Origin of the sequence: Rhizobium sp. PP-CC-3G-465 (assembly GCF_004343445.1) — a bacterium.
Taxonomy (GTDB): domain Bacteria; phylum Pseudomonadota; class Alphaproteobacteria; order Rhizobiales; family Rhizobiaceae; genus Ferranicluibacter; species Ferranicluibacter rubi.
Genome location: NZ_SLYH01000003.1, coordinates 1 through 25,268, shown reverse-complemented (window position 1 = coordinate 25,268; position 25,268 = coordinate 1). Strand labels below are relative to the sequence as shown.

General features: G+C 58.3%; 25 protein-coding genes and 2 pseudogenes. 12 read left to right on the top strand and 15 right to left on the bottom strand.

Annotation, left to right across the window (positions count from 1 at the left end; all coding sequences use genetic code 11):
* Window positions 1-336 precede the first annotated feature (336 nt).
* The gene (locus tag C8J33_RS27935; RefSeq protein ID WP_422038281.1) at window positions 337-483 is read left to right on the top strand and encodes a hypothetical protein; all 147 of its coding nucleotides are present in this window, start codon (window positions 337-339) and stop codon (window positions 481-483) included.
* Window positions 484-683: 200 nt separating this feature from the next.
* On the opposite strand, the pseudogene tnpC reads toward C8J33_RS27935, so the two are convergent.
* Window positions 684-1,963, bottom strand: a pseudogene (gene tnpC, locus C8J33_RS14370) (IS66 family transposase).
* Window positions 1,964-2,115: 152 nt separating this feature from the next.
* Here tnpC and C8J33_RS14365 point away from each other — a divergent pair.
* The 3 genes and pseudogenes from C8J33_RS14365 to C8J33_RS14355 all read left to right on the top strand — a co-directional run bounded on the left by C8J33_RS14365 (window position 2,116) and on the right by C8J33_RS14355 (window position 4,785).
* On the top strand, window positions 2,116-3,132 hold the full coding sequence (locus C8J33_RS14365; protein WP_165929819.1) for a toll/interleukin-1 receptor domain-containing protein: 1,017 nt from the start codon (window positions 2,116-2,118) through the stop codon (window positions 3,130-3,132).
* A gap of 624 nt (window positions 3,133-3,756) precedes the next feature.
* Window positions 3,757-3,936: pseudogene (locus C8J33_RS27930) on the top strand (transposase); the annotation flags it as partial.
* A 6-nt stretch (window positions 3,937-3,942) separates the two neighbouring features.
* Window positions 3,943-4,785: an IS1595 family transposase gene (locus C8J33_RS14355; protein ID WP_132664698.1), complete on the top strand. Its 843-nt coding sequence runs from the start codon at window positions 3,943-3,945 to the stop codon at window positions 4,783-4,785.
* A gap of 69 nt (window positions 4,786-4,854) precedes the next feature.
* Here the strand turns inward: C8J33_RS14355 and C8J33_RS14350 are convergent, their stop codons facing one another.
* The 5 genes from C8J33_RS14350 to C8J33_RS14330 all read right to left on the bottom strand — a co-directional run bounded on the left by C8J33_RS14350 (window position 4,855) and on the right by C8J33_RS14330 (window position 7,651).
* On the bottom strand, window positions 4,855-5,448 hold the full coding sequence (locus tag C8J33_RS14350; RefSeq protein ID WP_132664697.1) for a hypothetical protein: 594 nt from the start codon (window positions 5,446-5,448) through the stop codon (window positions 4,855-4,857).
* Entirely contained in the window at window positions 5,445-5,777 is a 333-nt protein-coding gene (locus C8J33_RS14345; protein WP_132664696.1) for a hypothetical protein, read from the bottom strand. Before C8J33_RS14345 ends, C8J33_RS14350 begins: the two co-directional genes overlap by 4 nt.
* Window positions 5,778-6,069: 292 nt before the next feature.
* On the bottom strand, window positions 6,070-6,537 hold the full coding sequence (locus C8J33_RS14340; RefSeq protein WP_132664695.1) for a hypothetical protein: 468 nt from the start codon (window positions 6,535-6,537) through the stop codon (window positions 6,070-6,072).
* Between the two features lie 181 nt (window positions 6,538-6,718).
* Complete coding sequence (locus C8J33_RS14335; RefSeq protein ID WP_132664694.1) at window positions 6,719-7,042, bottom strand: hypothetical protein; 324 nt, start codon at window positions 7,040-7,042, stop codon at window positions 6,719-6,721.
* A gap of 84 nt (window positions 7,043-7,126) precedes the next feature.
* A complete protein-coding gene (locus C8J33_RS14330; protein WP_132664693.1) occupies window positions 7,127-7,651 on the bottom strand; it encodes a hypothetical protein in 525 nt (174 codons plus the stop codon).
* Between the two features lie 571 nt (window positions 7,652-8,222).
* Here C8J33_RS14330 and C8J33_RS14325 point away from each other — a divergent pair.
* A complete protein-coding gene (locus tag C8J33_RS14325; RefSeq protein ID WP_245507182.1) occupies window positions 8,223-9,323 on the top strand; it encodes a flagellin in 1,101 nt (366 codons plus the stop codon).
* Here the strand turns inward: C8J33_RS14325 and C8J33_RS14320 are convergent.
* A complete protein-coding gene (locus C8J33_RS14320) occupies window positions 9,301-9,885 on the bottom strand; it encodes a recombinase family protein (RefSeq protein WP_132664692.1) in 585 nt (194 codons plus the stop codon). The genes C8J33_RS14325 and C8J33_RS14320 overlap by 23 nt on opposite strands.
* A gap of 341 nt (window positions 9,886-10,226) precedes the next feature.
* Between C8J33_RS14320 and C8J33_RS14315 the strand changes: the two genes are divergently transcribed.
* Window positions 10,227-10,742 carry an AsnC family protein gene (locus tag C8J33_RS14315; RefSeq protein WP_132664691.1) on the top strand — a complete coding sequence of 172 codons (516 nt, stop codon included), beginning with the start codon at window positions 10,227-10,229 and terminating at the stop codon, window positions 10,740-10,742.
* Window positions 10,743-10,783: 41 nt separating this feature from the next.
* Here C8J33_RS14315 and C8J33_RS14310 read toward each other — a convergent pair whose 3' ends face one another.
* The gene (locus tag C8J33_RS14310) at window positions 10,784-11,524 is read right to left on the bottom strand and encodes a hypothetical protein (protein ID WP_245507181.1); all 741 of its coding nucleotides are present in this window, start codon (window positions 11,522-11,524) and stop codon (window positions 10,784-10,786) included.
* A gap of 357 nt (window positions 11,525-11,881) precedes the next feature.
* Here C8J33_RS14310 and C8J33_RS14305 point away from each other — a divergent pair, with 357 nt between their 5' ends.
* The 5 genes from C8J33_RS14305 to C8J33_RS14285 are packed head-to-tail and all read left to right on the top strand — an operon-like array spanning window position 11,882 to window position 17,183.
* Window positions 11,882-12,532: a thermonuclease family protein gene (locus tag C8J33_RS14305; protein ID WP_245507180.1), complete on the top strand. Its 651-nt coding sequence runs from the start codon at window positions 11,882-11,884 to the stop codon at window positions 12,530-12,532.
* 26 nt (window positions 12,533-12,558) lie between these two features.
* A complete protein-coding gene (locus C8J33_RS14300) occupies window positions 12,559-14,013 on the top strand; it encodes a hypothetical protein (protein WP_132664689.1) in 1,455 nt (484 codons plus the stop codon).
* On the top strand, window positions 13,994-14,806 hold the full coding sequence (locus C8J33_RS14295) for a hypothetical protein (RefSeq protein WP_132664688.1): 813 nt from the start codon (window positions 13,994-13,996) through the stop codon (window positions 14,804-14,806). Before C8J33_RS14300 ends, C8J33_RS14295 begins: the two co-directional genes overlap by 20 nt.
* 32 nt (window positions 14,807-14,838) lie before the next feature.
* Entirely contained in the window at window positions 14,839-16,170 is a 1,332-nt protein-coding gene (locus tag C8J33_RS14290) for a methyl-accepting chemotaxis protein (RefSeq protein WP_132664687.1), read from the top strand.
* On the top strand, window positions 16,167-17,183 hold the full coding sequence (locus C8J33_RS14285) for an OmpA family protein (protein WP_132664686.1): 1,017 nt from the start codon (window positions 16,167-16,169) through the stop codon (window positions 17,181-17,183). Before C8J33_RS14290 ends, C8J33_RS14285 begins: the two co-directional genes overlap by 4 nt.
* Window positions 17,184-17,228: 45 nt before the next feature.
* On the opposite strand, the gene C8J33_RS14280 is transcribed toward C8J33_RS14285, so the two are convergent.
* Window positions 17,229-18,938: a DUF4236 domain-containing protein gene (locus C8J33_RS14280; protein WP_132664685.1), complete on the bottom strand. Its 1,710-nt coding sequence runs from the start codon at window positions 18,936-18,938 to the stop codon at window positions 17,229-17,231.
* A gap of 506 nt (window positions 18,939-19,444) precedes the next feature.
* Here C8J33_RS14280 and C8J33_RS14275 point away from each other — a divergent pair.
* The gene (locus C8J33_RS14275; RefSeq protein WP_132664684.1) at window positions 19,445-20,428 is read left to right on the top strand and encodes a hypothetical protein; all 984 of its coding nucleotides are present in this window, start codon (window positions 19,445-19,447) and stop codon (window positions 20,426-20,428) included.
* 7 nt (window positions 20,429-20,435) lie between these two features.
* Here C8J33_RS14275 and C8J33_RS14270 read toward each other — a convergent pair whose 3' ends face one another.
* The 6 genes from C8J33_RS14270 to C8J33_RS14250 form a co-directional block, all read right to left on the bottom strand.
* Window positions 20,436-20,939 carry a hypothetical protein gene (locus C8J33_RS14270; protein WP_132664683.1) on the bottom strand — a complete coding sequence of 168 codons (504 nt, stop codon included), beginning with the start codon at window positions 20,937-20,939 and terminating at the stop codon, window positions 20,436-20,438.
* Between the two features lie 151 nt (window positions 20,940-21,090).
* Window positions 21,091-21,687, bottom strand: coding sequence for a 7-cyano-7-deazaguanine synthase (locus tag C8J33_RS14265; RefSeq protein WP_132664682.1), 597 nt, complete (start codon window positions 21,685-21,687; stop codon window positions 21,091-21,093).
* The gene (locus C8J33_RS14260; protein ID WP_165929818.1) at window positions 21,684-22,865 is read right to left on the bottom strand and encodes a PfkB family carbohydrate kinase; all 1,182 of its coding nucleotides are present in this window, start codon (window positions 22,863-22,865) and stop codon (window positions 21,684-21,686) included. The genes C8J33_RS14265 and C8J33_RS14260 overlap by 4 nt, the downstream gene beginning before the upstream one ends.
* Window positions 22,862-23,248, bottom strand: coding sequence for a hypothetical protein (locus C8J33_RS27055; protein WP_165929817.1), 387 nt, complete (start codon window positions 23,246-23,248; stop codon window positions 22,862-22,864). Before C8J33_RS27055 ends, C8J33_RS14260 begins: the two co-directional genes overlap by 4 nt.
* 410 nt (window positions 23,249-23,658) lie before the next feature.
* Entirely contained in the window at window positions 23,659-24,090 is a 432-nt protein-coding gene (locus tag C8J33_RS14255) for a hypothetical protein (RefSeq protein ID WP_132664680.1), read from the bottom strand.
* 73 nt (window positions 24,091-24,163) lie between these two features.
* Window positions 24,164-24,364 carry a hypothetical protein gene (locus C8J33_RS14250; RefSeq protein WP_132664679.1) on the bottom strand — a complete coding sequence of 67 codons (201 nt, stop codon included), beginning with the start codon at window positions 24,362-24,364 and terminating at the stop codon, window positions 24,164-24,166.
* Between the last annotated feature and the right edge of the window lie 904 nt (window positions 24,365-25,268).

Below are 25,268 nucleotides of genomic sequence, written 5' to 3'. Positions count from 1 at the left end.
TAGAACTTGTGAGCCGCAGAACTGGTTTAACATCGGTTGTGCCGACGGCATGCGCGCGCGCGCGTGAACTTGATGTCGGCTGGCACCGAAACGAGTTGTCGACTGGACATTTTGTGCTTGGCGGCATCTATACGGTTCTCCATCGCCATCAGAGCGAATTTCTGTCGCCGGACGATGGTGGGACATGGAGGTCGGGAGTCTACGCAGGCGTCGCTGCGACAGGGGCTCGGGTCGGATTCGTGACCGGGGTCGATGACGCGTCTCCAAATGCTGAGAAGGGGAGAACGGTCTACATGCTTGTGACGATTGGCCAGTGAGCTTGTAGACGGGGCTGCCGTGATCGAGGTGCCTACCGTCCTGTGGGTGCTGCCGGAGGAGATCGGTGGCGCGCACCTCGGACTGTCGGTGACGCTCCCCGTCGGCTGGAAGAGGACCGAGGCCGATGTCACGCTCGCCGGACCGCTCGGAGGTTCGGCTCGGTGACCGACACGGTGTTCATCGTCGGCGATCCCATCCTCAGCGCGCTGCTCGGCTGGGAAAGCGGCAATCTTCACTGGCTCCGCAGAAAGTCTCGGTTAATCTGCTGTTGCTTTCGCGAAATCCCGGATGTCTCAGCTATCGTTGCTAATTGTAGATTTCTCGACGCAAAACTCATAATTACCCAGGGCTTGTTTCCACCGATTTCAGGCTGTGACGGTCTGAAGGATCGTCTTGAAGGTGTTGGCGCCGGGGCGCAGGCGCGCGGTATCGACGACGGTGCGGATGTCGGCCTCTCCCTTGGCGGCCCACATGGCGCGGTAGCCATTGGTGACTTTCCGCTGGATGACGGCGGGGCGCAGAGATCGCTCGCAGGCATTGTTCGTCGGCTCGACCATGCCGGGGTGGAGGGCGAAGGTCAGAAGCTGATCGCGGGCTCGCCGTAACTTGTTCTGGATGGTTCGAGCGACGTCGCAACCGGTCGATGTCGCGAGAATGGCCTGGAGACTTTTCGCAAGGGCTTTGCGCTTGGTGGCGATGGTCGATGCGGCGAGCGTGCCGATATCGTCGGCAAGGGCGAAGGCTCGTTTCAGCCAGAGCCGAAGCCGCGACGGGAGCGCGTCCTCGCCCGCCTGTTCGGCATAGGCGACATCGCGGGCGAGATGGGCGAGGCAAGTCTGATGCGCCGCGCCATGGCCCTGCTGGGCCGAATAGCGATCGGAACACCACACATCCGGGCGATGGCCGTCCATCAGGGTCTCGACCACGACGGCGCCGCGTGTCGGCGCGGCTTGATGGACGACGGCCTCGCTACAGCGGAACACCCATTGATAGGAATTGCTCCCCTCGATCCGCACACCGGTTTCATCCGACGCCACAACCTTGGCCCGGCGCAGGGAGGCGATGGCAGCATCGCGCTCGGCGACGAATGTCCCTTGCGCCCGGCGCAGCATATTAATCAGGCCACCCTGGCTGACGGTCAGTCCGAACAGGTCGGAGAGCGTACCTTGAAGCCGCTCGCAGGACAGTGCCTGGAAGGTCTTGAGATAGGTCGCCACAGCATGCAGCCGCGGTCCGAACGGCGTGCCCTTGGCCGCATCCGGACGGGCGCGGCGTTGAGCATGCCGCAGGACGGACAAGATACCGCTAGACGCCGGTGCCGCTCGACGAAGGGCTTGATCTCCGGCAACTCGACGGTCTCATGCTCGCTTACGACCGCGGGAAGATTGTGTCCCAGGGCCGTTCCGCAGCACGCGCATTGATCGGCACGATGATCGACGACGCGATCGAAATCAGCGGCCATCACCCGGCTGTGCCCTTCATGGCCAGGCCTGGCTCCGCCGGGCCTGGATCGCTCACGCTGCTCCTTGCGGTCCGTCGACGGCGGCTTCGAGGACGTGCGCGACGTCTTCTCCGGACGCTGAATCTTCAGCACCAGATCGATCAGCTCTTCCTTCGTCAGACGTTGCAAATCACCGCGTTCCATACCGACAGGGATCTAGTGTTTGCACGCTTTGGCAAGGGGGTGGGTAATTACCAAAACTCTTTGTTCCGATGATCAAATATTTGCCGCTGCGGCTTCAAGTGATCTCCGAAACACGGTATCGCACTTTCTCGATAAAAATGGGGGTGGGCGAAATGGCAGATATCTTTGTCAGTCACTGCGTTGCGGACAAAAAGTTGGCCGAAAGGTTCGTGTCGTTCTTGAAGGAGGCGATCGGCGTGCCTGCCAAATCCATCTTTTGTTCTAGCGTAGGGGGCCACGACATTCCCCTGACAGTGGACTTCAACGACTACATGAAGGAGAAAATCAGGAAACCCAAGCTTGTCATCACGTTGATGACTCCACGCTACATGGAGAGCTGGTTCTGCTTGATGGAGCTTGGCGCGGCTTGGTCGCTATCCCACAAGACTCTTGCAATTGTCGTTCCCCCCATAACATTTGACGTCGTCACCAGAACACTTGGTCTAAAGCAGGGCTTCAACATACAAAGTGCGGCTAAGCTGATCGATCTGAGGCAGACCATCCATGGCCTTGGGATCGCGCTCGAGATCAGAACTGAACAGGATTGGGAAAAGAAGAGGGCGGCGTGGAATGCCGGCTTGAAAAAGCTCCTGAGGGAATTGCCGCCCGCCTCGAGCGTGTCTTCCGCTGATCATAAAACTGTTCAGGACCAGCTCGTTGAAGTCGAGAAGGAGCGCGATTCCCTGCAGGACCTGTATTCCGAAGCGCTGGAGAAAATCGAAGACCTCATGGAGTTGAAGGACAAAGAGGACGTCAAGGCGGTATTGAAGAAGCATGGCGACACGGACCTCAACGCTGAGGTCGATGCCTTAATCGACGAGGTCGGGGCAAAGCAACCGAAATGGATGACAAAGACGTTCTTCATCGATCTCTTGATGGATTACTTTGATAAGCCAACTTCGATCGATTGGTCCAACTCAGATACGAGGCAGATCGGTGAAATCGCCATACAGAAAAACTGGTTATCTCAAGACCCACCGCACGAGCCGGAATGGAACGGCAAGATCAAATCCCTTGGAAAGGCGATCAAGGCCGTCAAGGTGTTCTTCGCTGAAGTCGATGTCGAAAAATTCGACGACGACGCGCCCACTGATTGCACCGATAGGGATTTCTGGGAGTACCATCTGTAGCCAGCTCCGTACGGGCCTCGTTGTGCCCGAGAAGAGCGCCGCGTTCCAACGGACTAGGCGCTTTGCTGTTCAGCGGCCCCGTTTAAGGGCGCGAGACCTTGCGGCCTTCTTCAATCCGAAGGTCATACTGAACGCACCGGACACAAAAGCGGTGCGCGCTACCGCGGCGATGGTCGCGGCCGAATACCGCGTCACCCAACCTGGACTGCAGCTTTTCGTCGGCGGGTCGCACGGCAAAGCGACCCAGCCTGTCGCGTTTTTCCGGAGTTAGGTAGCAAATGCCACAACGGCAGAGGCGTGGGAACTCCTCTCGCGATAGTTGCACTCTTGACGTTCTGTTAATGTTCCATTAACTCTCGTGTCACGGATCGATCGACAGCCTTCGGTCCGCCTGGTACGAGCACCCCATGTTCAAGTCGATACGCATAGCCCGCTGACCTGCGTCTCCGCCCAAGGGTGGATGTTAGAGCGTGTATTTGTATCGAGAGTAGAACATGACATCCAATTCCCGCCCGCTGATCCTGCCCAACGCCTACGACCCCTTCGAAGAAGAGGCCAGGAGGTTGGAAATACGAGCGTTGCCTCTGGCCTGATCCCAAGGACGAGTTCGGTCAGCGCTTCCTCCTGACCAAGAAAGCTCGCAACGTTGACCCTGCCTCCGTCTGGGGCCTGGGCGAGACGGAGGCCTACGGCCTGTTTTGCGGTTTCCGCTGGTCGGCCAACGGCGGCGAGCCGTTCTGCCCCAAGTGCGGAGACCTTTCCCCCTACAGCATCCGCCGCCGCCGCTTCCGTTGCTCGGAAGGCGAATGCATGAAGGAATTCTCGGTGACGTCGGGCACGGTCTTCCACTCCCGCAAGCTCTCCTTCAAGAAACTGCTGATGGTGATCTGGGAGGAAGTGACCGCCGTGAAGGGACTGGCGGCACTGCACCTGACCCGAAAGCTCTGCGTCGAGTACAAAACCGCGTGGGTTCTGTTGGCGAAGATCAGGGAGGCCATCGGCAAACGCCGGGCGAAGATGAAGCTCTGGGGCTCCGTCCAGATCGACGGAAAGTACATCGGTGGCCACATCAAGCCCGAGAACAAGGAGGAGGACCGCATCGACCGCCGTCGGAAGGAGAACCAGAACGGCAAACGACTGTGCGTTCTGTCTATCCGTGAACACAACCGCGACGCCCCCAACAGGACGATCACCCGCGTTGTCTCGGACGAGAATCCCAAGGCAGCCTGGGCGGCCGTGCGTGACCATGTCCAGCCGCAGGCGGTGCTGACAGCCGACGAACACAGCTCCTACGACGACCTCGTCGGGCTGGCGATCCTCAAACGTGTGAACCACAGCAAGGCCTACCAGACCGAGGACGGGACGGACACCAACAGGATCGAGAGCTTCTTCGCACGCGCCGAGCGCTCGTACGTCGGCATTCACCATCGGTTCTCGGTGAAATACCTAGACTGGTACATGGCCATGGTCGCGTGGAAGGAGGACACGCGCTACATGGGGCTTCGCTGGCAACTGGCGGACGTGTTGCGGACGGTGACGCACCGAACGACCTCGGAGAACTTCTGTGGCTACTGGCAGGGCGCGGCGGAGCGTATCGATGACCAAGTGTGGACTGAGGACACGACTGTCGAGAAACAGCTATACCTGAGGTGAACCCCAGCCACTAACGAAAATGTGGAATCACGACTAAGCGGCAAAACACGGAGACCGACTGCCTATCATTCAGGGCTTCCAGGTGCTTCCAATGGCTGCGGGTTCATCGACTCCGTCAGGGAGATCGGTGAACTTTCTGGCGTCCTCGGGTCTTCTGCCAGGTTTGGTGGGATGAAGCATTTCATCTATCACCTGGTCTGCCGATGCTATCACACCCACATCCTCCAATCCCCGGAGCAATCCGACGGTTGAGATCAGGTGCAGATTTGGTGGTCGGTTGAACACACTCAAGCCCGCGTCCTCAAACAAGATCGCGACAGGATCGCTGGCCCTAAGATAGCGTTCAAGGCCTCCTTCATCGGAGATGAAATCGACCATGGCGAGTTCTCCGGCGTTCTTTTTCAGCTTTTGTCCAAGTCGCCGCTTTTGCCGTTCGGCTTCACCTATGTCTGTGCGCTCAATCACGAAAGGTGGAGAGTTGCCATCGATGAAGTCTTTAACTTCGGCATCTTTGAGGTAGGAAAAATCGCTGGTGAGTTCGTCGTAGACAGCGTCAACGACAACAATCCGCATATCCAGTTCGAGTAGAAGATCGAGCCGATCAGCCACCCACAGACTATTGATCGGACCGGCGTCGGGCAGGATGATCGTGCACCTCTTCATCCCATCCTCCAAAGCCTTGCGAAGGTGGCAGCCTGATTCTCGATTTCGTGTGCCGGGGGAAGAGGCATGGGAAGATCGGCATCTCCGAGCGCGACGAGCAGGTCGGCGTAGTCCCTCAGACCAAGGCGACGAACTGCCTCCCGTCTTGACAGCATCCCTTTTGAGTACGCCAGAAGCGGGTCTTCGTCCGAAATTTCTCTCTCCGGTTCGGTGATCGCCTCAAAATGCTCGCGCACGATCGCAGTCATAGTTGTCCGATTTTGCGCGGCATACGCTCTAACCTTCGCAACCAGTTCATCTGGCAAATTCATGGTCGTGTTCTTCAACATGGAGCAACCCTCCGTTTCTTCACATATATATGTGAATTAGGCGCGATTCACAAGGATTGTGCGTAACTATGCCTGCGGAGATATCTCCAACACCATGGCATGCAGACCTTGCCCCCATCATAAGGTTAGGGTCTCGGGACCTCGGTATGGCTTCCACATTTTCGTTAGTGGCTGGGAGAGGAACCTGGATTTCTCGTGCGTATCGCGAGGCCGAAAGTGATCCTTTAGGAAAGGAGAGCCAATATGAAGATTTTCAGAAAAACCACCACGATCTGATCGTTGGTCGCCGCGTCTATCTTGCGATCTCCCAGAGACGGCGACTATTGCCGTCTTCGGATGGTTCGAAGCGAACAAGTCCCTGCTTTCGCAGACCATTCAGGACCGTGGCGAAGCGGCTGGTGATATGGCTGCTCAGTCCCGCCGCTCTGTCGGCCAGTTGTTCCTTGTCGACGAAACTCTGGGCGATTTCAGCGGCGGCGACAAGACGCTCTGCCCCTCTTAGAATCTCGAGCACGATATGGCGCGAGTTCCTGCCCTTCAGCAGCGCGGTGACCCGCTTGGTCGGAGTGAGGCCTCCAGTTGAAACAGGCCGTCTAAAACTAGCCGTACCGCTCGGACGAATGCTGGGATCGTAGCAGGCGATCACGGTCTCGAAGGCAATCACCTCTTCCTCAAGAGCCGCCTGTTCGACACGGATCGCTTCCAGTCGGTCTTTCTTTTCCGCCAGCTTGGCCTTCAGTTCCTCTACCACGTCCGACATTTCCGCACTCCGGTTTCACAACCAGAAGGTAGTGTTATCCGAGGGCATAATCTTGTGGCATTTGCTACCTAATTCAGCAATTCTCTTGTCAGGGACGAAGGGCTCGATGGTTTCGCAAAGCGGATCGAATAAAAAAGGCCCCAATATGGAGCCTTTTCAAAATGCGATCACAGATATCGGCTCATACAAGCTCACGTCGCGAGACACGGCCTAGCTCAATGCCTCGAGCAAGTGCCGCACGTGCCGACGTCGGGTTGGTTCGGCACCAGTTATCGAAAAGGGTCACGATCGCGTCAGACTTATATTTGGCGATCCATTTCCCAATTCTCTCGATGGAATAAGCTTCGAGCCAGTCTGCGCGCTCCCAAATACGGACAAATTCCTTCACCGCTTCGACCGCAATCTGCTGCCTAGCCATATCATCAAAATGACGATCAAGGACTGACCGATCACTTGGGCGGAACGTGCCCAGTCGGGAGATCAAAATCTGTACGTCTTCAGACATGGCTTACTCCACGAGCGTCTAGTGCTACCCACCATGCGGCAAGAACCTTGCGCATACATTAAGCGCGCTCCGTTACCAAACACGCTAGTCGTAGTCAACGACTACATCAACCCCTAGTTCCCTGAAGCGCGTTGCGATGCGATCGATTTGCGCCTTCTCGGGCGGTTTTTGTTTGCAGTACCGACCAGAGTTCGCATTGAGTACCCAACGGAGCTCGTCCTTATCGTCCTCATCGAATGCCAGCTCGCCAGCGATTCTGGCTGGTCCTTCGCCGATAAGAGTTGGATGGCCAAGCTTCTTATCTTCAGATGGATGCCTCAGGCCTCGTCTCCGGGGATACCCCGGATAAATCGTTTCAGGCTTTTCGATCGCCAACTCCTCGACTGCGAGGACTATCTTGCCATTCTCATCCATTGCCCAAATATAGCTTTTCGCCCTCAACGCATAGCGCATGAGCTTGGTCTGAGCCAACTTCCCCAACTCGCATAGGGTTGTTGCCAAACCATTGTTAAGGACTGAAAGAGACTCTGGTGTCCGCCCTCTTTCCCAGTCATCAACTTTTTCCGGAAGCCGCGGAGTGCCGAATAAAACGTTCAAGTCTTCAGACATGTGTGCGATTCTTATCTTTGTTCTGCGCATGCAGTTACCAAATCAAGTCAGTTCGGGGAAGAGGCAATACCCGTTTTACGCTAATTTCAGGTTGCGATGGCGGATGCTATCAGGTTGGTGCTGGCGGATGAATCACAGCTCAAAATGGCGCAACAACCGTACTTGTTCACGTCTGTCATCCTCGCCGACTTGCATCTTTTCACATGTTACCCGAGCGAAGCACCAAGCGACCTCTATAACTCCACTCGCACGCAACGCTCTACAGCGTTATTGACCCGATTTCGTCCCGTCCGCTGGCTCGAAACCTTTCAGGAAGGTCGGATAGGAATTGCCACGGCTCGGCGAGCCGTGTCGTCAACGCCAACGGCCGAAGTCCTCGTTTCAAGTGGTCGATGTCAAACGCTAGCGTAAGCCACCCCATCGAAGCCGACAGTTTCGCGAGACAAGGTAAATCCACCCTGTAATTTTGATCACGCGCTAACCGCCATTGGTCAAGATGCACCCGCTAGGCAGTGCGCCTTCTGGCTCATGAAGATGCCGCTTCAAACACGAATGACATCGGCAGCCCTAGATGACCAGCATACAAACAAACGCGTCTGCCGTGGCCGTCCTGAGCGTACTACGGGGTATCAACTCCTCTCTCGGCAGCGAACAGTCGAAGGTCTCGAGCGGGTTGCGGATCGCGACGGCGGCGGACAACGCGGCCTACTGGTCCATCGCCACCACGATGAGGTCAGAAGCCAAGGCCATGACCGCCGTTAGCGACGGCATCGGTCTGGCAAGAGGGATCGTGGATACCGCATACACCGCCATGCAGACCGTGCACGACAGCTTCGTCGAGATCAGAAACCTCGCCGTCATCGCAAGCCAGGAACCCGCGCCGAAGTTCGCCAGCGTCATCATCGGAGGTTTCTTCGCCGACCGCGAATACGCCAAATCCTCAATCGCCAAGCTCGACCAGCAGATGCAACAGTACCAGAACCAGGCGAGAGACGCGATCGAGTCCGCCTCGTTCGGCGGCATCAACCTCGTCCACCACACGAAGAACGAACCGAAGAAGGCCAGCGAGACCGTCCGTTCGTTCGTCGTCGGCTATGCCGAAGGCAAGGTGCAGACAATGGACGTGAAGGCCATGGACCTTCTGCTGATCAACGACGCGTCGGGCGAGGAACCCTATCCTTACGTTCTGGGATACAATCCCGAGGCCTCCCTGTTCGACAGCCTTGAGACCGTCCTCGCGCCTGGATCACTCCATCCCGCGGCCGTTACCTGGTTCAACGCCGATGGGACCGACCCGATCACGGGGGATTTCGACACCGTCGACATCTCGCCCTCGTGGGTCCTGATGGGGATCGAGAACAACATCGTCCGAAACGGGGGCGACCGCCAGGGTCTCTACTCGGTCTTCGTAGACTATATCGACAAGCATCTGGAAGCGCTGACGGACAGGATGGCATATCTCGGCAGCGTCCAGCAGGGTCTCGAGACGCACGACGAAGCGAACCGGGCGCGGATCGACGTGGTCACGAAAGGCATCGGCGAACTGGTCGATGCCGACATGGGCGAGGCGTCCGCGAGAGTGCGGGCGCTCGAGACCCAGCAGCAGCTCGCCGTGCAGGGTCTCAGCATCGCCAACGCGCAATCCGACATCATCCTGCCGCTGTTCCAGTGACCCGGGCAAGTCCGTCGAGCCGTCGTCTCAATGTCCTGCGATGTATCTTGTACCGGGTCGCGACTTCGGCCTCGCTGCATTCACCTCTCCGGATGGCGCGAAGGGCCTCTTCACATTGTTCGACGGTCATGGACGGCCTTCGCCCGTGAGGCTGGCCCCGCGCCCGCGCCGCCGCGATCCCCGCAGTGGTGCGCTCGCTGATCAGCGATCGTTCGAACTCCGCGATGGCCGCCATGATGTGGAAAACGAGGCGACCGCCGGCGGAGTTGGTGTCGATGCCTTCCGTCAGCGACTGGAATTCGACGCCGCGGCTATGCAGACTTGCGACGACCTGGATCAGGTGGGTGATCGAGCGTCCCAGCCTGTCGAGCCGCCACACGACCAGGGTATCGCCCCGGTTCAATGCGCGTAGCGCCTTGGCCAGTCCGGGACGCTTCACCTCCGCGCCGGACACGCCTTCGTCTTCGAAGACCCTGTCGCAGCTGGTGGCGCGGAGCGCGTCCCGTTGCAGATCGAGACACTGGTCCTGCGTCGAAACCCTGGCATACCCGATACGCGCCATCCGGCGATCCACTCCGACATCATGCATTCACCGCCACGCTTGACAGAAAGGAACGTTTTCGCGGGTCAGGCATGCGGGCGCGCGGTCACTTCATGAATCGAACGTTGGCAGGGGACTACGCAAAGGACGAGGTCTTCCATTCCGTCGTGACAAGAACGTTCGTTTCCATCCATCGGGGCTGTCGGCCGGTCCGATGACGCCGTGGCGTATGTCCCTTGAAACCGCATATTCCGTTCAACGATATCGCACGGCGGCTGACCGACGCCTGGCTGACGAACGCCGCAAAGACGGTGTCGGCCGAGGCGCTCTGCAGGTCGGTCGAGAGCCTGCTGAGGATCGACATGCTCCTTGCGATCGTGGACATCGGAAACGCCGCTCGGGACTGGCGCGTCACGTTCGTCCGACGCTACGGGATACCGACAACCTTGTTCGATGCACGGGCGCTTCAGGCGGATGGCAATCTGTGCTCATCGGCGGAGCGAACTCAGTTCGAATTGCATATCGTTGACGCCTGCGGCAAGGCGGTCTCTACGGGACGACCGGACTTCTGTCACGTCGATGAAAAATTCCAGAACGTCCATGTCGTCGGCGACCGACTGATCCTGCCCGATCCGTCCGGCGCAAAAAGCTGGTGCATCGTATTGGCCGAGGTTCACGCAATCTCTGATACCGGACGACCGACGCGTTTCGACGACGTGGATCGCTCGATCCTGCAGTTGCTGCGCGAGGGATTGTCGGCTCGTGACATCGGCGCCGCCATCGAACTGTCTCCGAGAACGATCGAACATCGGATTGAGAAGATGAAGGCGCGGACCGGGGTCAACGCCATCGTCAGATTGCTCCCGATCACAAGGTGAACGGGAACGGACTCCCGGCAGGTCATTCCGGAAGTACTGTCCTAGAGTTCGGGTGCAGGTGCGGCGGCACTCGTGCTTCTGGATTTGGCGGCATTGATCTTTTGCCGTACGTCCTGATTGTCGGCATCGAAGTCCCGGGGGAGATCGAGGTAGTTCATCATGCCCGTATCCAGTTCCTCGGCCAGACCTGTCGGGTCGCCGCTGACTGTGACCTCGATGAAGAGTCCGCATGTCTCGGCATTCAGCGACGCCTTCCGCGCGGTTTGGTCGTTGAGACCGACGGGGAAGTCGGTGCTGCCGATGCAAGCGGGATAGTTGTCGAGTTTTTCGGCGGCGCTCTCGAGGGACGAGAACTTCCATATCGCCCAGATGTCGCCATCGGCTTTGCTCATGTCCGACGGCTCCCCGTACTTCGCCACCGCGGCCGCGTAGACCGATTCCGTCGAAGGCCGTTGCGACGGCCTGAACGTCAGGCCTCGCTTCACCGCGAACAGCTTGTTGCCACTCCCGAGGCCCGTAAAGGCGAACTTCATGCGCTCGTGTTCCATGTCGTCCGGATGGCCCATGTCGTTGTAGAGCGTCCGGCCATTCGCCACCCATTCTGACCCTTCGGGCAGCTTCCATTTCGAGAAGCTGTACTGCCCTTCCGGCCGTAGTGCCTGGTATCTTGCGACGACTTCGTCGGCGTTCATGCCGATCGCCATGCCGTTGACGTCGAACTCCAAGGCGTGGGCTGCCGACGTCGCCGAGAAGGACGCCAGGCAGATCAGTACGGCCGACAAAATTCTGTTTCTCAGGTGATATTCCCCAAAACCAGTAATGCCTCGTCACTCGACCTTATCTACCAGCTCCACGCTGGACCTTGGTCGATCCGAGCTTTGCAGAGTCCGCCAATTCCATCAGGTTTTCGGGAATTATGGAGGGTGAGACTACCCTATGATTGCACTGTCCATGTCCGAGTTTTGGGGCGGGCGACGCTGGCGCTGAGAGGATATCCCGACGAGCCTCCCTACCCCCGAGTGTTAGCCGGCCAGACATCGTTCTTTCGTCAACAGAATCTTACAGTACCTGCAGTTGAAAACGGGACGCGGTTGACCTAGCGTCTGGCGAAGGCACAGGGGTACGGTAAGATTCATAGGATGCTCGTCGTTATCGCAATGACGCTGGTCGCATCGGTGTCGATGGCCGCGGACGCGGTCAGGGTTGTTGACGGAGACACCTTGGATATCGGGGGCGTTCGTTATCGCCTTCACGGCATCGACGCTCCGGAAAGTGGCCAGGAATGCCGATCGGAAAATGGTGGCTCGTGGCCATGTGGCCAGGGAGCCATCGAAAAGATCAAGCAGATTGTCAGTCGCGGAGAGGTGGCTTGCGAGCCAAAGGATCGCGACAGGTATGGCCGTATCGTCGCCGTCTGTCGGATCGACGGGCGAGACATCAACACCGAAATGGTGTCTTCGGGTTTTGCCTGGGCCTTTCGGAAGTACTCCGCCGACTACGTAGAGGTGGAAGCTGACGCGCAACGCCGACAGGTTGGCGTCTGGCAAGCCCCAACCGAAACGCCGTGGGATTTCCGCACGAAGAAGTGGGATACGGCAGAGGGAGCATCCTCAAGTCGGAAATGTCCCATTAAAGGAAACATCAGCCGTAAGGGCGAGAAAATCTATCATGTGCCATGGTCGAAGGACTACGCGAAAACAAAAATCAAGCCAGGCAGCGGAGAGCGGTGGTTCTGCTCGGAGGACGAGGCCATTGCAGCTGGATGGCGTCCGCCTAGCTCGGGCAAATAGCACGAACAGGTCTCCGGAGGACGCCAATGGCCCCGCGTTTTGATTCGCTGAACAAGCTTTTCGAAAGCGTACGAGAGTCGAACCATGACTTCCGCGTGACAACCGATCCGTTTCCGCCCCTGGACGTTGAAAAGCTGGAGCGGACCCTGGAGCTCGAGGAGAAAGGCACGCGCAACGGGGAAGGAAACCAGCCTCCTGACGGCTCCCGCGATCTCGACGATGTGGAGCGGTCGGTCGTCGAGCGTGTCGAAAGTCAGCGCGACGATGCCTATCAGATCCTGGAAGGGCATCTCAACACCTTCGGAGCACGCCTCCGGAACCTAGATTTCGACGGTCATTTCAACCAGATCAGCGTGGTTAACAACGCCAGTGTCGACGATTTCAAGGCTGACGTGGCCAAGGGCCGGGATGACCTTCATGGCCTGCGCAAGGATCTGCGGGAGGCGGATGTCGAACTCGCCGACTTCCGCAAGCGAAATGGCCTTGAGATGCGTGTCGCCCGCACGAAGAGCGGTATTGTCACGGTTCTGAAATGGCTGGTGATCGCAGCGCTTCTCGTTGTCGAGACGGTGGTGAACGGCATCTATCTCGCGGAGGGCAACAATCAGGGCTTGGTCGGGGGGCTTGGCTACGCTTTCGCTTTCGCTTTCGCCAACGTCGTAGCGACTGTGATACTCGGCTTGTTCGTCGTTCCGCGCATCGTGCACCGTTCTTTCGTCTGGAAGATAGTCGGCCTGATCGGGATAATCGGATGGCTGACCATCGCGCTCGGCCTCAATCTTGTCATGGCTCATTACCGGGAGGTTTCTACGACTGCCGTCGACGGTGTCGGAAAGATCGTCATGGAGAGGCTTTCGACCGCTCCGCTGACGATGAACGATATCGATTCCTGGGTGCTGTTTGCGAGCGGCGTGCTGTTTTCGACAATAGCCCTGATCGACGCGCTTCTTATGAAAGACCCGTATCCGGGCTATTCCGGAACCCATGCCCGTTACGTAGATGCCCGCGACAGTTACGTCGACCACCGGGCCGAACTGATCGACCAGTTGAAGGACATCCGGGACGACCACAACGAGAAAGTCGAAGCCATCATCCGGGCTCTGTCGGCCCGGCGGAAGGAATGCGCCGCCATCATCGACAGCCGTACCAGAACTATCAAGCAGTTCGCCGAATACCAGAACCACCTCGAGTCCGTTGGTCGCCGCCTGCTCGGGACATATCGGGAAGCAAACCGTTCAGCACGGACCGCTCCGGAGCCGAAGCGCTTCTCGACACAGTACAAGTTAGAGAAACGAAAACCCGACATCGACACGTCTGATGACTGGAGCGACCGTGAACTCGGCGAGCGTATCAAGGCCGCGCAAACGGAGATGTCCGAGCAAATGAAGCGTATAAGTATTGAGTTCGACAACGCGGTAACAGCCTACCATCAGCTCGACAACCTGTTTCCGGAGACGGTCAATGGCCCGACGCCGGCGTAGAAGCAAGGGAACTTCACCGTGGGCGGTCATCGCGATAGTGCTGCTCGTGGGATTTGTCGTGGCCGCTATGGGCGGCTTTTTGATGCTCAGGATGCGTGCAGGCGAGACGGTTGTCCTCGATGAGGACAATTGCCCCGTCACTGGCGCGCTTTCCGCGACGGTGGTTCTGCTCGACGTGACCGATCCGATTTCGGAAATCACCCGCGTGGACATGAAGCGGCAGTTCCAGCGCGCGGTGGCGGGGGTCGAGAAAGGCGGGCTCGTCGAAGTCTATACGCTCACCTCCGACGAGGGGAAACTGCGCCGCAGCTATCGCGGATGCAATCCCGGCGACAAGTCGAGTGCCGATGCCTGGACATCGAATCCGCGTAAGATTCAGCAGCGTTGGGACGAGGCATTCGACAAGCCGCTGCGCGAGATGTCCGATACGATCGGTACGGCTACGGAATCAAAGACGTCGCCGATCCTGGCGGGCATCCAGCGGATCGTCGTGGAGAGCCTGTCCGACATGAAGATCGAGAATCGTCCGAAGAAACTATATGTTGCGTCCGACATGATGGAAAACACGAACGCGTTCTCGATCTACAAATCCGGCGCCGATTACGAGGCGTTCCTCAAAAGCACCGCCCGAGACCGGTTCAGAACTTCGCTAGACGGGATCGACGTCAAGATATGGGCCTTTCAGCGGGAGGGGTCGTCGAAACACAAGAACCTCCCGGAGTTCTGGGCGAAGTGGGTCATGTCGAACGGCGGCAACTTCGACGCATATGAACGGCTTTCGGGGATCGAATGATGGCGAGCAGGGATTTGAGGACAACGGTCCGTATGTATGGCCCGATCGTCTTGTTCGTGTCGATGACGATCATTGGGGCGACGACGATCTGGGTGGGCAAGCTTTACGACGTCGACATCAGAATTGTCACCGCCGTACCGATCATATTGATGCTTGGTTATTTCCTGTTGAACATGCTCCCGGGGGTCAGAGTCCACAACGAGCAAGCAGGCGACAATCTCTACTACATGGGATTCATCTTCACTCTCGCGAGCCTGGGAATATCGCTCTACCGATTTACGGGGCAGGCTTCTATCGAGGATGTCGTTCGGAACTTCGGCATCGCCATTCTATCGACGATTACCGGGATCGCGCTGCGGATTTTCTTCAACCAGATGCGGCGAGACCCGGCCGATATGGAAACCGCGGTGCGGGTCGAGCTGTCGGAGATGACCCGTCGCGTCAGGAACGAGCTCGATACCTCCGCACTTGAGTTTTCGTCCTACCGGCGCACGAGCAACCAGATGCTGTCGGAGGGGTTCCAAGAGATAGCAAGGCAGGCAGAGAAAAACGGCGAAGCCGTACGCGCTTCGATCGAGGCCATGTCTTTGAATGCGACCCAGACAATCCAGACAACCTCCGAAAGACTGATGGCCACGCTGGATCAGGCGCATCGGCACGTTGCCGATCTTGCCGAGCGGAATGCCGTGTCAGTCGCGGAAATGACGTTGCGAATGGAGAAATCTCTCAACGACGTCGTCGCGAGGGCTGACGCGTTGTCGTCGACGATGGATACACTCGCCAGCAAGTATTCCACAGCTCGGTCCCCCGAAGAGGTTTTGCGCCTCGACGTGGCACCTGCGGTCGAGGCTCTGAAGAGCCTCGTTGACAACAACGTCTCCGCTATCGCGGCAAATACCACTGCCGCGAGGGACACCGCGAAAAAAGTCATCGCCGCACTAGGCCCGTTCAAGCAGGTTTCAGCGCAATTGACGTCGCTATCCGCCGATATCAAAGCGTCGACGGTAGCAAGCGGCACCTCAACGGACGCAGTCAACCTGGCATTGGTTCAAATCGGCGAGGTAGCGACCGCTGTCCGCTCAGTCGTTGAAATGGATCGTTTTTCAACGGGTCGTTCCGACACTGCATTTCACGCTTGGAGCGCAGACCACGCAATGAACCGCGAGCCACCGACTGAGTATGCTAGAACCGATCCATTCATGACACCCTCCGCGGACAGCTCTGCAACAACGCCTGCGTCGGAGGCATCCATCTCGGATGGCGAGAGGGACGGCAGTGCCTCGGTCCCGAATGATGCAGTGGACAATTCGGTTGCCGCGGAAGTTCGGCCCGATAGACCGCGGTGGAGTCTCTGGAACCGATGAGCAAGACTGCTGCCGGCGCCGAAGGACGCGGATATAATCGCGGCTTGATCCTGGGCTTTACCATGGCCGAGTCCCTTTTGTTGGTGGTTTTCTGCCTGCTGCTCGTGTCCGCTGCGTTGATCACGCGGGAGCGGGAGCGCGCCGCCGCCGCCGAGCGGCGGGCTGACGCAATTGCCCGGGAGGTGGCCATCAAGGATAACCAACTGGACGGCCTCAACAAACGTCTCGCCGAAATGAACATCTATCTCGCCGCTGCCGACGGACGGAAATCCGAGGACGAGTGGCGTGAACTGGTCCTTGCCAAGAAGACGATGGATGCACTTGCCGTCCAGCTGCCAGACAGCACTTCCGATACGATCGTCGAGGAAATCAAGGAGGCACTTGAAGAGACCCGCGAACTTCGCCTTGTGGACGCTCGCCGCCGGGAACTGGAAGACGAGCTTGCCGAAGCCAGGTCGCAAATTGAACGAATGCAGGTCGAACTCGATGAGAAATCTCGGCAACTGGCGGCTTTGGAAACATCCGGCAAGCCTCACGAATGGCCACCGATCATCACGCTTAGCGAGGCCAACAACAACTACTTCCGTTCGGGCAGCGCCGAACTGACAACCGCCTTTGCAGACAAGCTGGGTGGCTCGATATCGAACCAGATCGCGAACAACCTCAAAACATACGGGGCGGACATCGTCGAAGTCATCGGGCATACCGACGAACAGCCAGTCTCGCGCGGCACCTCAACTATGGACAGGGCTTCGATCGACGTCCTACGGTCGCGCAAGGCCGTCACCGCATTGGAACCTGCGGACAACGCAGGACTTGGGCTGGCCCGCGCCATATCTGTCGCCAACGTCCTCAAGGCCAACGGAGCTCTGGCGGGCGTGACCGTGTTGCCTCTGTCGGCTGCTCAGTTGATTCTGCCGGGAGATACACTGACGGTCGGGGAGGCAGGCAACGTCGAGACACGTCGCCGGATCGAAATAAGGATCAGACGGCGCGATGCCGCCGCGCAGTAGCAGACTCTGGAGTGTCTGCCGCACAGCCAAACGGGCTTGCACGAGTTAGGGGCTTTCAGAGGATATAGTCGAGTTCGCCATCCAGCCGTTTTTCGTGTCCTCAACCCTGACCCGGCTCCATCCGCCTCTAACCTCGACGACTACGACCGCTTTGCCCTTGGGGATAACTGATATAACGGAGTGCGTAGTGCCCGGCCCCGCTCTCAGGTTGACCGAAACCTTCGTGTACTGCTGTACCTCTCCTAATGTCTCCACTGACTGCGAGATTATCGTCGGACCCGAATCCTTCGCTCCACGTGGCTCCTGTGTCACCATGGCGCCCTGCGCTTTGTTCGACGTGGGCTCACCATTCCGAGGAGCATCAGTAATCGTATGTGAGGTCTCAGCACCTTCAGCGAACGGGCTTTGATCTAGGGGCGAGATACCCGAGTTCGGCGGGGACGATGACGCTGATGTAGCGGCTTTGTCTGCTGCCGGTACATCTACGAGCGCCGAGCTTGTCCGGGAGGTCGTGCGCGACCCGACAATGCCCGCGACGATCGGAATTCCCATGGCGATGCCGAGGACTATGAATGCAGCGGTTCGCAAAGGGTGGCGTTTGATTGTCGGCGCTGGTCGAAGTGGCGTGTCCGCCGCTTCGTTTCCAGCAGGAAGAGGGAGGGTGACACTCCGTTCTCGTGGCAGTCCCGCCAGAGATCGGCAGCCCTCGACGAACGACGCGGCCAAGCCGGTCCGCGAGAACTCGACAAGCTCGTTGATCCCCGTGTCGCTTTGGATATGCAACGCCTCGTACAAGCATATCGGTATCTGCCTGTTGTCCCTGAAACGGCGATCGGGACCCCCGCTCTTGTTAGGATGTTTCCAGGTGTGGTCTACGACCCGCGCATCGCTCGGAACCCGTTCCGTCTCGATGAATCGTGAATCCTGCCAACGTAGTCGGAGATCCTGATATCCGACAGCGCCGAACCGATTTCCGTCTTGGACCAGAACGACATCGGGCATGAAGTACATAACCTGCTTGCCAACATGCAAGGCAGGTGGGGTAATATTGCTCTTGATCACCGACGGCAGCCGATAGGCAAGGGTAGTCGGCTTGCGGTTCACGAGATGCGACGCTCCCGCGTTTCGTTTCCAGGCAGTCAGATTCTGGATGGCGCCGCCTGCTTCGATATGCCATTTGGCGGCACAATTGATAAATCCGTCAAATCCGTCTACCAAGCGTTTGTAGGCTGCTTCTCCATCGTCTTCGAGGTCATAAAAGAGGACGGAACTACGGCGGTAAGAATCAAACCATTTCCCGATCGCAAAGCCAGGAATCGCGAGAGCGCAAATTACAAACCCGGGTCCCGCGGATGCTAGACCAGCGATCACGCCGATCACGATCGTGATCCAGCAGATCGCCACAGACGTTCTGACCTGTCCGGCCTTCGCGTTGATCTCATCGAGAAGCGAGCCAAAGGATTCGTCATGCATTTGCATGACGTCGCCGGACTCGATTTCGATCATGGTGACGTCGCCATCTCCAGACTCAGAGGGAGACAGTCGTCGAAAGCTCTGCGCTTGAGGCTGGCGTCTGCCCGCTTTGCCAAGCGAGGCGCGGTAGTACAGGCCACCGCGACCTGCGTGTACGTAATGGCCACGGGGGCCGGTTCCGATACGAAGCCCCTTTATGCCGACCGAAACACCTACTCCGCCCTTCGAGAAGTTGAAGCGGAACGGACCGGCTGAAACTGACTTACGAATGTAGAAGGACAAATCCTGTTTCCAAATCAACTGCCATTGATGTCACACAGTCAATCGCACAACTTATGATGTCAATCGCCAGAGATGTCTATGCTATCGCTTCTGCGATCGATTGATCTAATCATGCACGTGAGCGGAAAATAAGAGCGTTTCGTCGTCGATTTCGAGCCGACGTAAGAATACTCGATTCTTTCGTAGGGGCCGATTCCCCCGACTTCCCATGTCAGCAAAGACCAGCACATATGCCTCAGCCAGCGACGAAGGAGGAAGCCATGGACGACGAACAAGCGCTCAGACAAGTCGAGTTGATCGTCCCAATGCTTAGACAGGACTTAGAAACGGCCCTCCTTTCCCACGAAGCATAGAAGCGCAAAACGCCGTTATCCCGCCCGGCTTGAGAGGACGTCACACGGAATTCGTGATCACGTACGGTGCAATACAGAACGCGCTGGCTCTGAAGCTGGCCATGGACGTGGCCCGAGTGTTCGACATTGGGGGCAGTCAAGGGAGACGGAGAATTGGCCGATGATAGTTTTCATGTCGCCCGACACACCAGTTACGCCCGTCGTTCCGTCGGCTATTTGCGTCTTGCTGCATACGACGGATCATTGGTTTTGGACGAACCGCACGCGCAAGCCCGCCATGGTTCTCTTAGACGGCAAGAGCGGGTTGTTGCGGTGGACGGAAACTCGGTCCGATCTTTCAAGCTGACGCGAGAGGACGACATGCAGCGGTTCTGGGTCAACATCGACGGAATCATCGAGGAACACAGCCTACCCGAAAGCAGAGCGGATGTGATGGCAGGGGTCTGCTGGGGCAGTCCTGACGAGCTTTTCACACCGGCGTTCTGGAAATATCAGTCGGAAGCTCAGGTACGGCGTAACCGCTACCGCGACCACCGCCTCGGCGAAACGCTGCTGGAAGAGATCGCGGTCTGCCTGCTTGGCGGTTATGGCATTCCCGCCGAGATGGGCATGGTCGCTTTCCGTCGGCTTCGGACGGAGGGACTCCTCGACGGCGAAGCCAGCGAGCATGAGATTCTCGAACGCTTGGTCGTTCCGTTTGAGATTGGCGGGAAGCCGCGGCGCTATCGCTTCGCGAGCCAGAAATCCAACTATCTCTCGCGCTCTCTTTCCATCGCGCGCGAGTTTTCAACGGACGTGCCTGAGCGCCAGCTCAGGCAGCAGCTGCTCGCTCTTCCAGGGATTGGACCCAAGACGGCGTCTTGGGTCGTTCGCAACCATCTGGGTTCGGACGAGGTGGCGATTATAGACGTTCACCTTCATCGTGCCTGCATAATAATGAAGGTATTCGAGCCGACCTCCAATCCCACAAGGGACTATTTCCGACTTGAGGACCTGTTTCTTCAGTTCGCCCAGGCGATTAAGGTCCGCGCCAGCGTTCTCGATGCCCTAATCTGGGACTTTATGAGGAGGATCGGGCCGACGGCGAGGCCAGCGAAGATCGCGACCCGTAGCGATCAGCTGCAATTGTCGCTTTGACATCCGATCATTCGCAAAGGTGTCGGCCGACCGCCGCGACCCCGACGCCGATGAACCGATGGCCATCCGGCAGTAGGGCGTCCGCCACTTCCTGACCGAGGATGCCAAGCGGGCAGAAGCCGAGGTTGAACACCTCGCTCACGAGAGCCAGAATCTGGAGCACGGCTCCAGCGTCGCGCCACATCAGTGACTGAGCATTCGAGTAGACCGTCGAAAGTGTCCCGGAGTCCGCCATTAGAGCCAGCACGTGACATTGCGCGAAGGGAAGAACATCGGCGCACTTCTTGTTAAAGGCCTTGAGACGATCGGCATCGCGAGGTTCGGCCGAGGAGAAGATGTCCAGGTCGTCGTCGTAGATGACCACGTTTCCGCTGGCCCCGATGATCGCGCATTTAACCGGATGGAGTGCTCCTGCGGAAATGATCCGCTTTTTCTTCCTTCCTCTGTGCTGTCCGGTGCCGATAAAGTCGGCCCTAAGCGCTTCGCGGACAACGGCGGCGATTTCCGGCAACTGGACAAATCCCAGACGACGGGTAGAACGTCTCGATCGGAGGAGGTCGGAAAAGTCACGCTGCGGAGGGGCGACGAAGGGGATGTCCAGCCTTCGGAGATCGAGCCATGCTGGCTCCGAGGGTTGCGGTTCGACACCAGTTGGAGAGGGATCAGTATGGGTCAATACCAATCGCCTTCATGGTCAGATAGTGCTTCTGGCAACCACGGCAGTAGCCGCAAGCGTAGTCACTCCTGTGACATGAATGCGACCAAGCGAGGACGTCCATCGGGACGCTGGAGACTTTCACGAGTTCCTCGGCCGTGTACTCGGCCGCCGGGGCCTCCAGTACAAGGCCACCTTCCTGCATCGCGAGGAGATCGCTGAGAGCGTCCACGAAGTCCTTTCGGCCATCGGCATGGAAGCCGTCCGTTCGCAATGCGCCGATCTCCAGGACATCGATCCCCTGCTTTATGCACTCCATGGCGGCGATCGTGACCAGCATCTGGTTTCGATATGGCCACCACTCACTGGCGGGCGCGTGAGGGTCGGCTTCCTTCCCTGCGAGATCACCGCTTCCGAGCGCCGAAAGGTCGCATCGAATGATTCTGTGCTCGATACCGAGGGTGTTGCAGACTGCGCTTGCGGCCCTGATCTCGCCTTCCGCGGCCTTGTGGCCATAGTCGATCGTGATGGCGAGGTCAGGCTTGCGCCAATACGCTATCGAAGTGGAGTCCATCCCGCCTGAGAGTAGGAGGGCCCGCCTCATGTGCGCCACGCTATCTGGAACAGGGCGCTGACATAGTCATCGTGAAGGCAGGCATCCGATCCGCGGGGCAGCTTGAGATCGACATCCCGCATATTCTGCGTCACGCAGAATACGGGCTTTCCGAGAGCTCTCGCGTAGCCCACCTCGAAAACGGTTCCGGGGCTGCTGCCGTTGAGGATGGCAAATACCGCGTCGCACTGCTCGATCGCCGCGAGGTCCTGCTTCACGACGACATCGGCCGTGCCCGGACCAATGTCGTGGATCGGGCTGAAGACGCTCATTCCCAGGCCGCGCAGCTGTTTGCGTGCATCATCGATCATCATGCGCTGTCCGAGCTCCCTGAACGGACCCGCAAGGTAGACGTTACCGCCCGCTTTGGCAGCGGGCCTTCGCTTCGCCGCGTTCAAGCTGTTTGATTGAAGGGGAAGCAGACGGCTTTCCACGTAGTCGGCAGTCGATCGACTGGCGAATTCCGCTGCCGATGAGGGTTTCAGACCGCGGATGGCCCACCCCAGTGCGAATGCCGCTACGAAAACGTCGCCCGAGCCGATGCTGAAGACGTTCTGCGTCACGTAAGCGGGGATGTGCGTGACTGCTTCGCGCTCGTAGACCGTCGCTCCGTCAAGGCCGTCCTTCAAGACGATCACCTCGGCTCTATCCGCGTCGAAGAGCATCCTGACCGCATTATCCACGGACGATGTCCGCGCAAGGCCAAGTATCTCGCTGCGGTTCGCGATGATAGCCAGATGATTTGCAGAAGAGCCTGAAGCGGAAAATCTGATCGGGTTAAACGAGGATTGCGGATCATAGATCACGTGGTCACCCGACACGTGCGGATCGGCTTCCAGCATGCCGAATTTCACCAGCACCTGTCCAGATATCGAAGGGAGCGTCGCTTGCGGGATCGGCTGATCCGGAGAGACTTTCGGCACCGACAGACTATGCAGATATTCGAAAGCGATAGGCTTTGCCCTTGCCGACACCCTCAGGTCGATCTCGGTGAAAACGGCTTTTGCTGTACGGACCTCACCTCCAGACAACGCGCTGTGGAGGCGGATCAAATCGACATGTCCCGTCAGAGCGGCGGCCGCACGTCCCGCCGAGCCGAAAAGCTGGTCCCAATACGGAAACGAGCACTTTTCCCGGTAGATGCCCCCGACGATATCGATTTCGGTCATAGTGGATAGACTTCCACCGTAATCGCGCCTCCGTTCATCTGCGTCACGCGGGCCATGTACTGCTGCCCCAAGTTGATGCATTCGATGATGTCGGCAAGTCGCGCGGATGTGATCGACCCTGCGATGGCGCCGCCATTCGACGCGACGACACGTGGACCGGATATCGCGACGGGCATAACACTGCCCACGACAAGAGTGTCCGTCACAGCCCTGTTCGGCGAGGCCAAGATGGTGACTTCGGTAAACATGCAGGGGTTCGGACCGCCGTCACCGCCGCCTCCGTCACCTTGTCCTTTCGATCTTCCCAGCTTGCCGACCGAAGAGGCGGGTCTCCATTGATTGTCGTCGTTGTTACCAGTTGAGTCTCCGCCTGGGCCGGACATGTTATCGCTCCTGTTTGATCCGCATCGTGCAATCCCGTTGCCGTGATCGCAGTCAGTTCCATCTTCTCGCCAAGCCGGATAGTTTTCCAGTGACGATACGGCAAACGTGCTAACCTTCTTCGCGGTTACAAAGATTCTGACCAGTTCCAGTCCGACTTGCGTCGGCCTTACCCTCTGCAGCGTAGCCGCACAGGTGTCCCGCCCTACGTTCTTCGCACCTTCGTCGACCCCACCGAAGGCCTCTGCGACGGGGTGGATTGCGTTAGTGACAATGGCTCTGCCCGGTCTTGCGGTTCATGTGACAGCACTGACCAGGCGGCGAGTCCTTCCGGCATCCTCCGCCATGGGCGTAGGCGGCCGGCGGAAGGAGTGTGCCTGCGAGGCAAGCGAGTGCGATAAGGAGTCTCATCTCACCCCCCTCCTGCGCGACGGTCAGCGGCCCGGTCGCCGCAGCGCCTGCCTCGTGCGTCCCGCTGCCATGCGTACTGGCAGTTGCCATCGTATGTCCGGTAGGAAGGTGCGGAGCAGTTGTTATTGGCGCAGACAGCTACGGCGGTCCCCACGAGCGCGACGGCGACGATCGCGGCGGCCGCCTGGTTCTGACGCTGCACCATCGCCGGACAGTTGTACGGGTTCAGCCCGCGGCGGGTCAGCTCACGCGAGATGCCCTGCCGGAAATGCTGATCGCCAGACTCTAAAAACGTCCGGCAGAGTGACGCTTGCCTGACAGCCTTCGGGTTTTTGGCGAACTCGGCCTGCGAGACGGTTGTGCATCCGGCGAGCGCAAGCAACGTCGCCCCCGCAACAGCGAGCGTCGTGAAGTCTTTGAATATCAATGTCATCCCTTCGTTTACGAGGGGATAATGGCACAACTTTTCGAAGAGTCGAGTCTGTCTTTTCCAGGGCGGTTGAAATTCATTCGCGCTTGCGGCTCGATAGCCCGTCCGCCTGCAATGTAGCGTCGTCGCAGTCGGATTCACATCGAACTATGTTGGAATATCCGACCCGGCCGACGCTGAATACGATCTCAGGCTCGCCTTCCTCCCCGACCACAGGGTCGCTCAGGCCCGCGACGCTGGTGCAGCTGAAAATGCCCGCGTGCATGGAAGCGGTCATCGACTCACTCTTCCACGCCCAAATCTCCAGATAGCTTGTATGTCGATATCAGCGCGTCTGATAGGTCTTCGTAGTGAAATAGCAAGCATCCGACCAAATACGCAGATTGATCTGAGGGACAGACCTATTGAAGCGTCAGGGACATATCAACGCTCGTAGGGACAAACCTTTTGAGCGATTCCAAGTGGCAGCGCGCCTTGAACGACGCTAGCCTCAAAGGAATGGCGTCCACGAGAGGATTCGAACCTCCGACCCCAGGATTCTTACCACTTCGACTTTCGCCGCCGCCCGAGGGCGTTCGTGGTCTGGACTGTCCCTTCGCCATGGACCGTAAGGTCTTTAGGCGCTGCCCATCCAGTCTCTACACCTTCACCAAGCTTTCGCTTGGAGCTTGGCTCGGGATCGGCATGCTGGAAGCCCAGCGAAGCGTTCCCCGAATTTGAGCAGATCGACTACATCCTTTCGGCGTGTAGCCCCCAATTTTCTAACCAGGAATCCTGTGCTCTATCCTACTGAGCTACGTGGACATTTCATATTCACAGACACCGTTGTGATACCCCGATAGCGGCGGATCGCCGACCAGTAACATTACTGGTCACCGAAAGCCATCATTACCAGCAGATCGAGACCAACCAGTAAGTTCTGCCCCCTAACAGTCGCTCTATCCACCTGAGCTACGGGACCATCGTCGGCATCCTTACAAAAGGTTGTCGGGGAAGCCAAGGGGGGTGGTGGGGATTGGTGGTTTCGGGAGGCATGCTTCGGTGTGTTCGGCGGGGCTTCAAACGGGATTGCCGGGGTGATATGCAGTGAGCGCGACGAACACGCCACGTTGTGGCAGAGGCCAGTTTGTGTTCCTGACTACTGGCGGACGGCGCGGGTGACAGCATAGAGCTGGGTGACG

What these genes read in the sequence shown, in the direction of transcription:
- C8J33_RS14365 (WP_165929819.1), top strand. Translation starts at nt 2,116, where the DNA reads ATGGCAGATATCTTTGTCAGTCACTGCGTTGCGGACAAAAAGTTGGCC.
- C8J33_RS14355 (WP_132664698.1), top strand. Translation starts at nt 3,943, where the DNA reads ATGAAGGAATTCTCGGTGACGTCGGGCACGGTCTTCCACTCCCGCAAG.
- C8J33_RS14350 (WP_132664697.1), bottom strand. Translation starts at nt 5,448, where the DNA reads ATGAAGAGGTGCACGATCATCCTGCCCGACGCCGGTCCGATCAATAGT.
- C8J33_RS14345 (WP_132664696.1), bottom strand. Translation starts at nt 5,777, where the DNA reads ATGTTGAAGAACACGACCATGAATTTGCCAGATGAACTGGTTGCGAAG.
- C8J33_RS14340 (WP_132664695.1), bottom strand. Translation starts at nt 6,537, where the DNA reads ATGTCGGACGTGGTAGAGGAACTGAAGGCCAAGCTGGCGGAAAAGAAA.
- C8J33_RS14335 (WP_132664694.1), bottom strand. Translation starts at nt 7,042, where the DNA reads ATGTCTGAAGACGTACAGATTTTGATCTCCCGACTGGGCACGTTCCGC.
- C8J33_RS14330 (WP_132664693.1), bottom strand. Translation starts at nt 7,651, where the DNA reads ATGTCTGAAGACTTGAACGTTTTATTCGGCACTCCGCGGCTTCCGGAA.
- C8J33_RS14325 (WP_245507182.1), top strand. Translation starts at nt 8,223, where the DNA reads ATGACCAGCATACAAACAAACGCGTCTGCCGTGGCCGTCCTGAGCGTA.
- C8J33_RS14320 (WP_132664692.1), bottom strand. Translation starts at nt 9,885, where the DNA reads ATGGCGCGTATCGGGTATGCCAGGGTTTCGACGCAGGACCAGTGTCTC.
- C8J33_RS14315 (WP_132664691.1), top strand. Translation starts at nt 10,227, where the DNA reads ATGCTCCTTGCGATCGTGGACATCGGAAACGCCGCTCGGGACTGGCGC.
- C8J33_RS14305 (WP_245507180.1), top strand. Translation starts at nt 11,882, where the DNA reads ATGCTCGTCGTTATCGCAATGACGCTGGTCGCATCGGTGTCGATGGCC.
- C8J33_RS14300 (WP_132664689.1), top strand. Translation starts at nt 12,559, where the DNA reads ATGGCCCCGCGTTTTGATTCGCTGAACAAGCTTTTCGAAAGCGTACGA.
- C8J33_RS14295 (WP_132664688.1), top strand. Translation starts at nt 13,994, where the DNA reads ATGGCCCGACGCCGGCGTAGAAGCAAGGGAACTTCACCGTGGGCGGTC.
- C8J33_RS14290 (WP_132664687.1), top strand. Translation starts at nt 14,839, where the DNA reads ATGTATGGCCCGATCGTCTTGTTCGTGTCGATGACGATCATTGGGGCG.
- C8J33_RS14285 (WP_132664686.1), top strand. Translation starts at nt 16,167, where the DNA reads ATGAGCAAGACTGCTGCCGGCGCCGAAGGACGCGGATATAATCGCGGC.
- C8J33_RS14265 (WP_132664682.1), bottom strand. Translation starts at nt 21,687, where the DNA reads ATGAGGCGGGCCCTCCTACTCTCAGGCGGGATGGACTCCACTTCGATA.
- C8J33_RS14260 (WP_165929818.1), bottom strand. Translation starts at nt 22,865, where the DNA reads ATGACCGAAATCGATATCGTCGGGGGCATCTACCGGGAAAAGTGCTCG.
- C8J33_RS27055 (WP_165929817.1), bottom strand. Translation starts at nt 23,248, where the DNA reads ATGTCCGGCCCAGGCGGAGACTCAACTGGTAACAACGACGACAATCAA.
- C8J33_RS14255 (WP_132664680.1), bottom strand. Translation starts at nt 24,090, where the DNA reads ATGACATTGATATTCAAAGACTTCACGACGCTCGCTGTTGCGGGGGCG.
- C8J33_RS14250 (WP_132664679.1), bottom strand. Translation starts at nt 24,364, where the DNA reads ATGACCGCTTCCATGCACGCGGGCATTTTCAGCTGCACCAGCGTCGCG.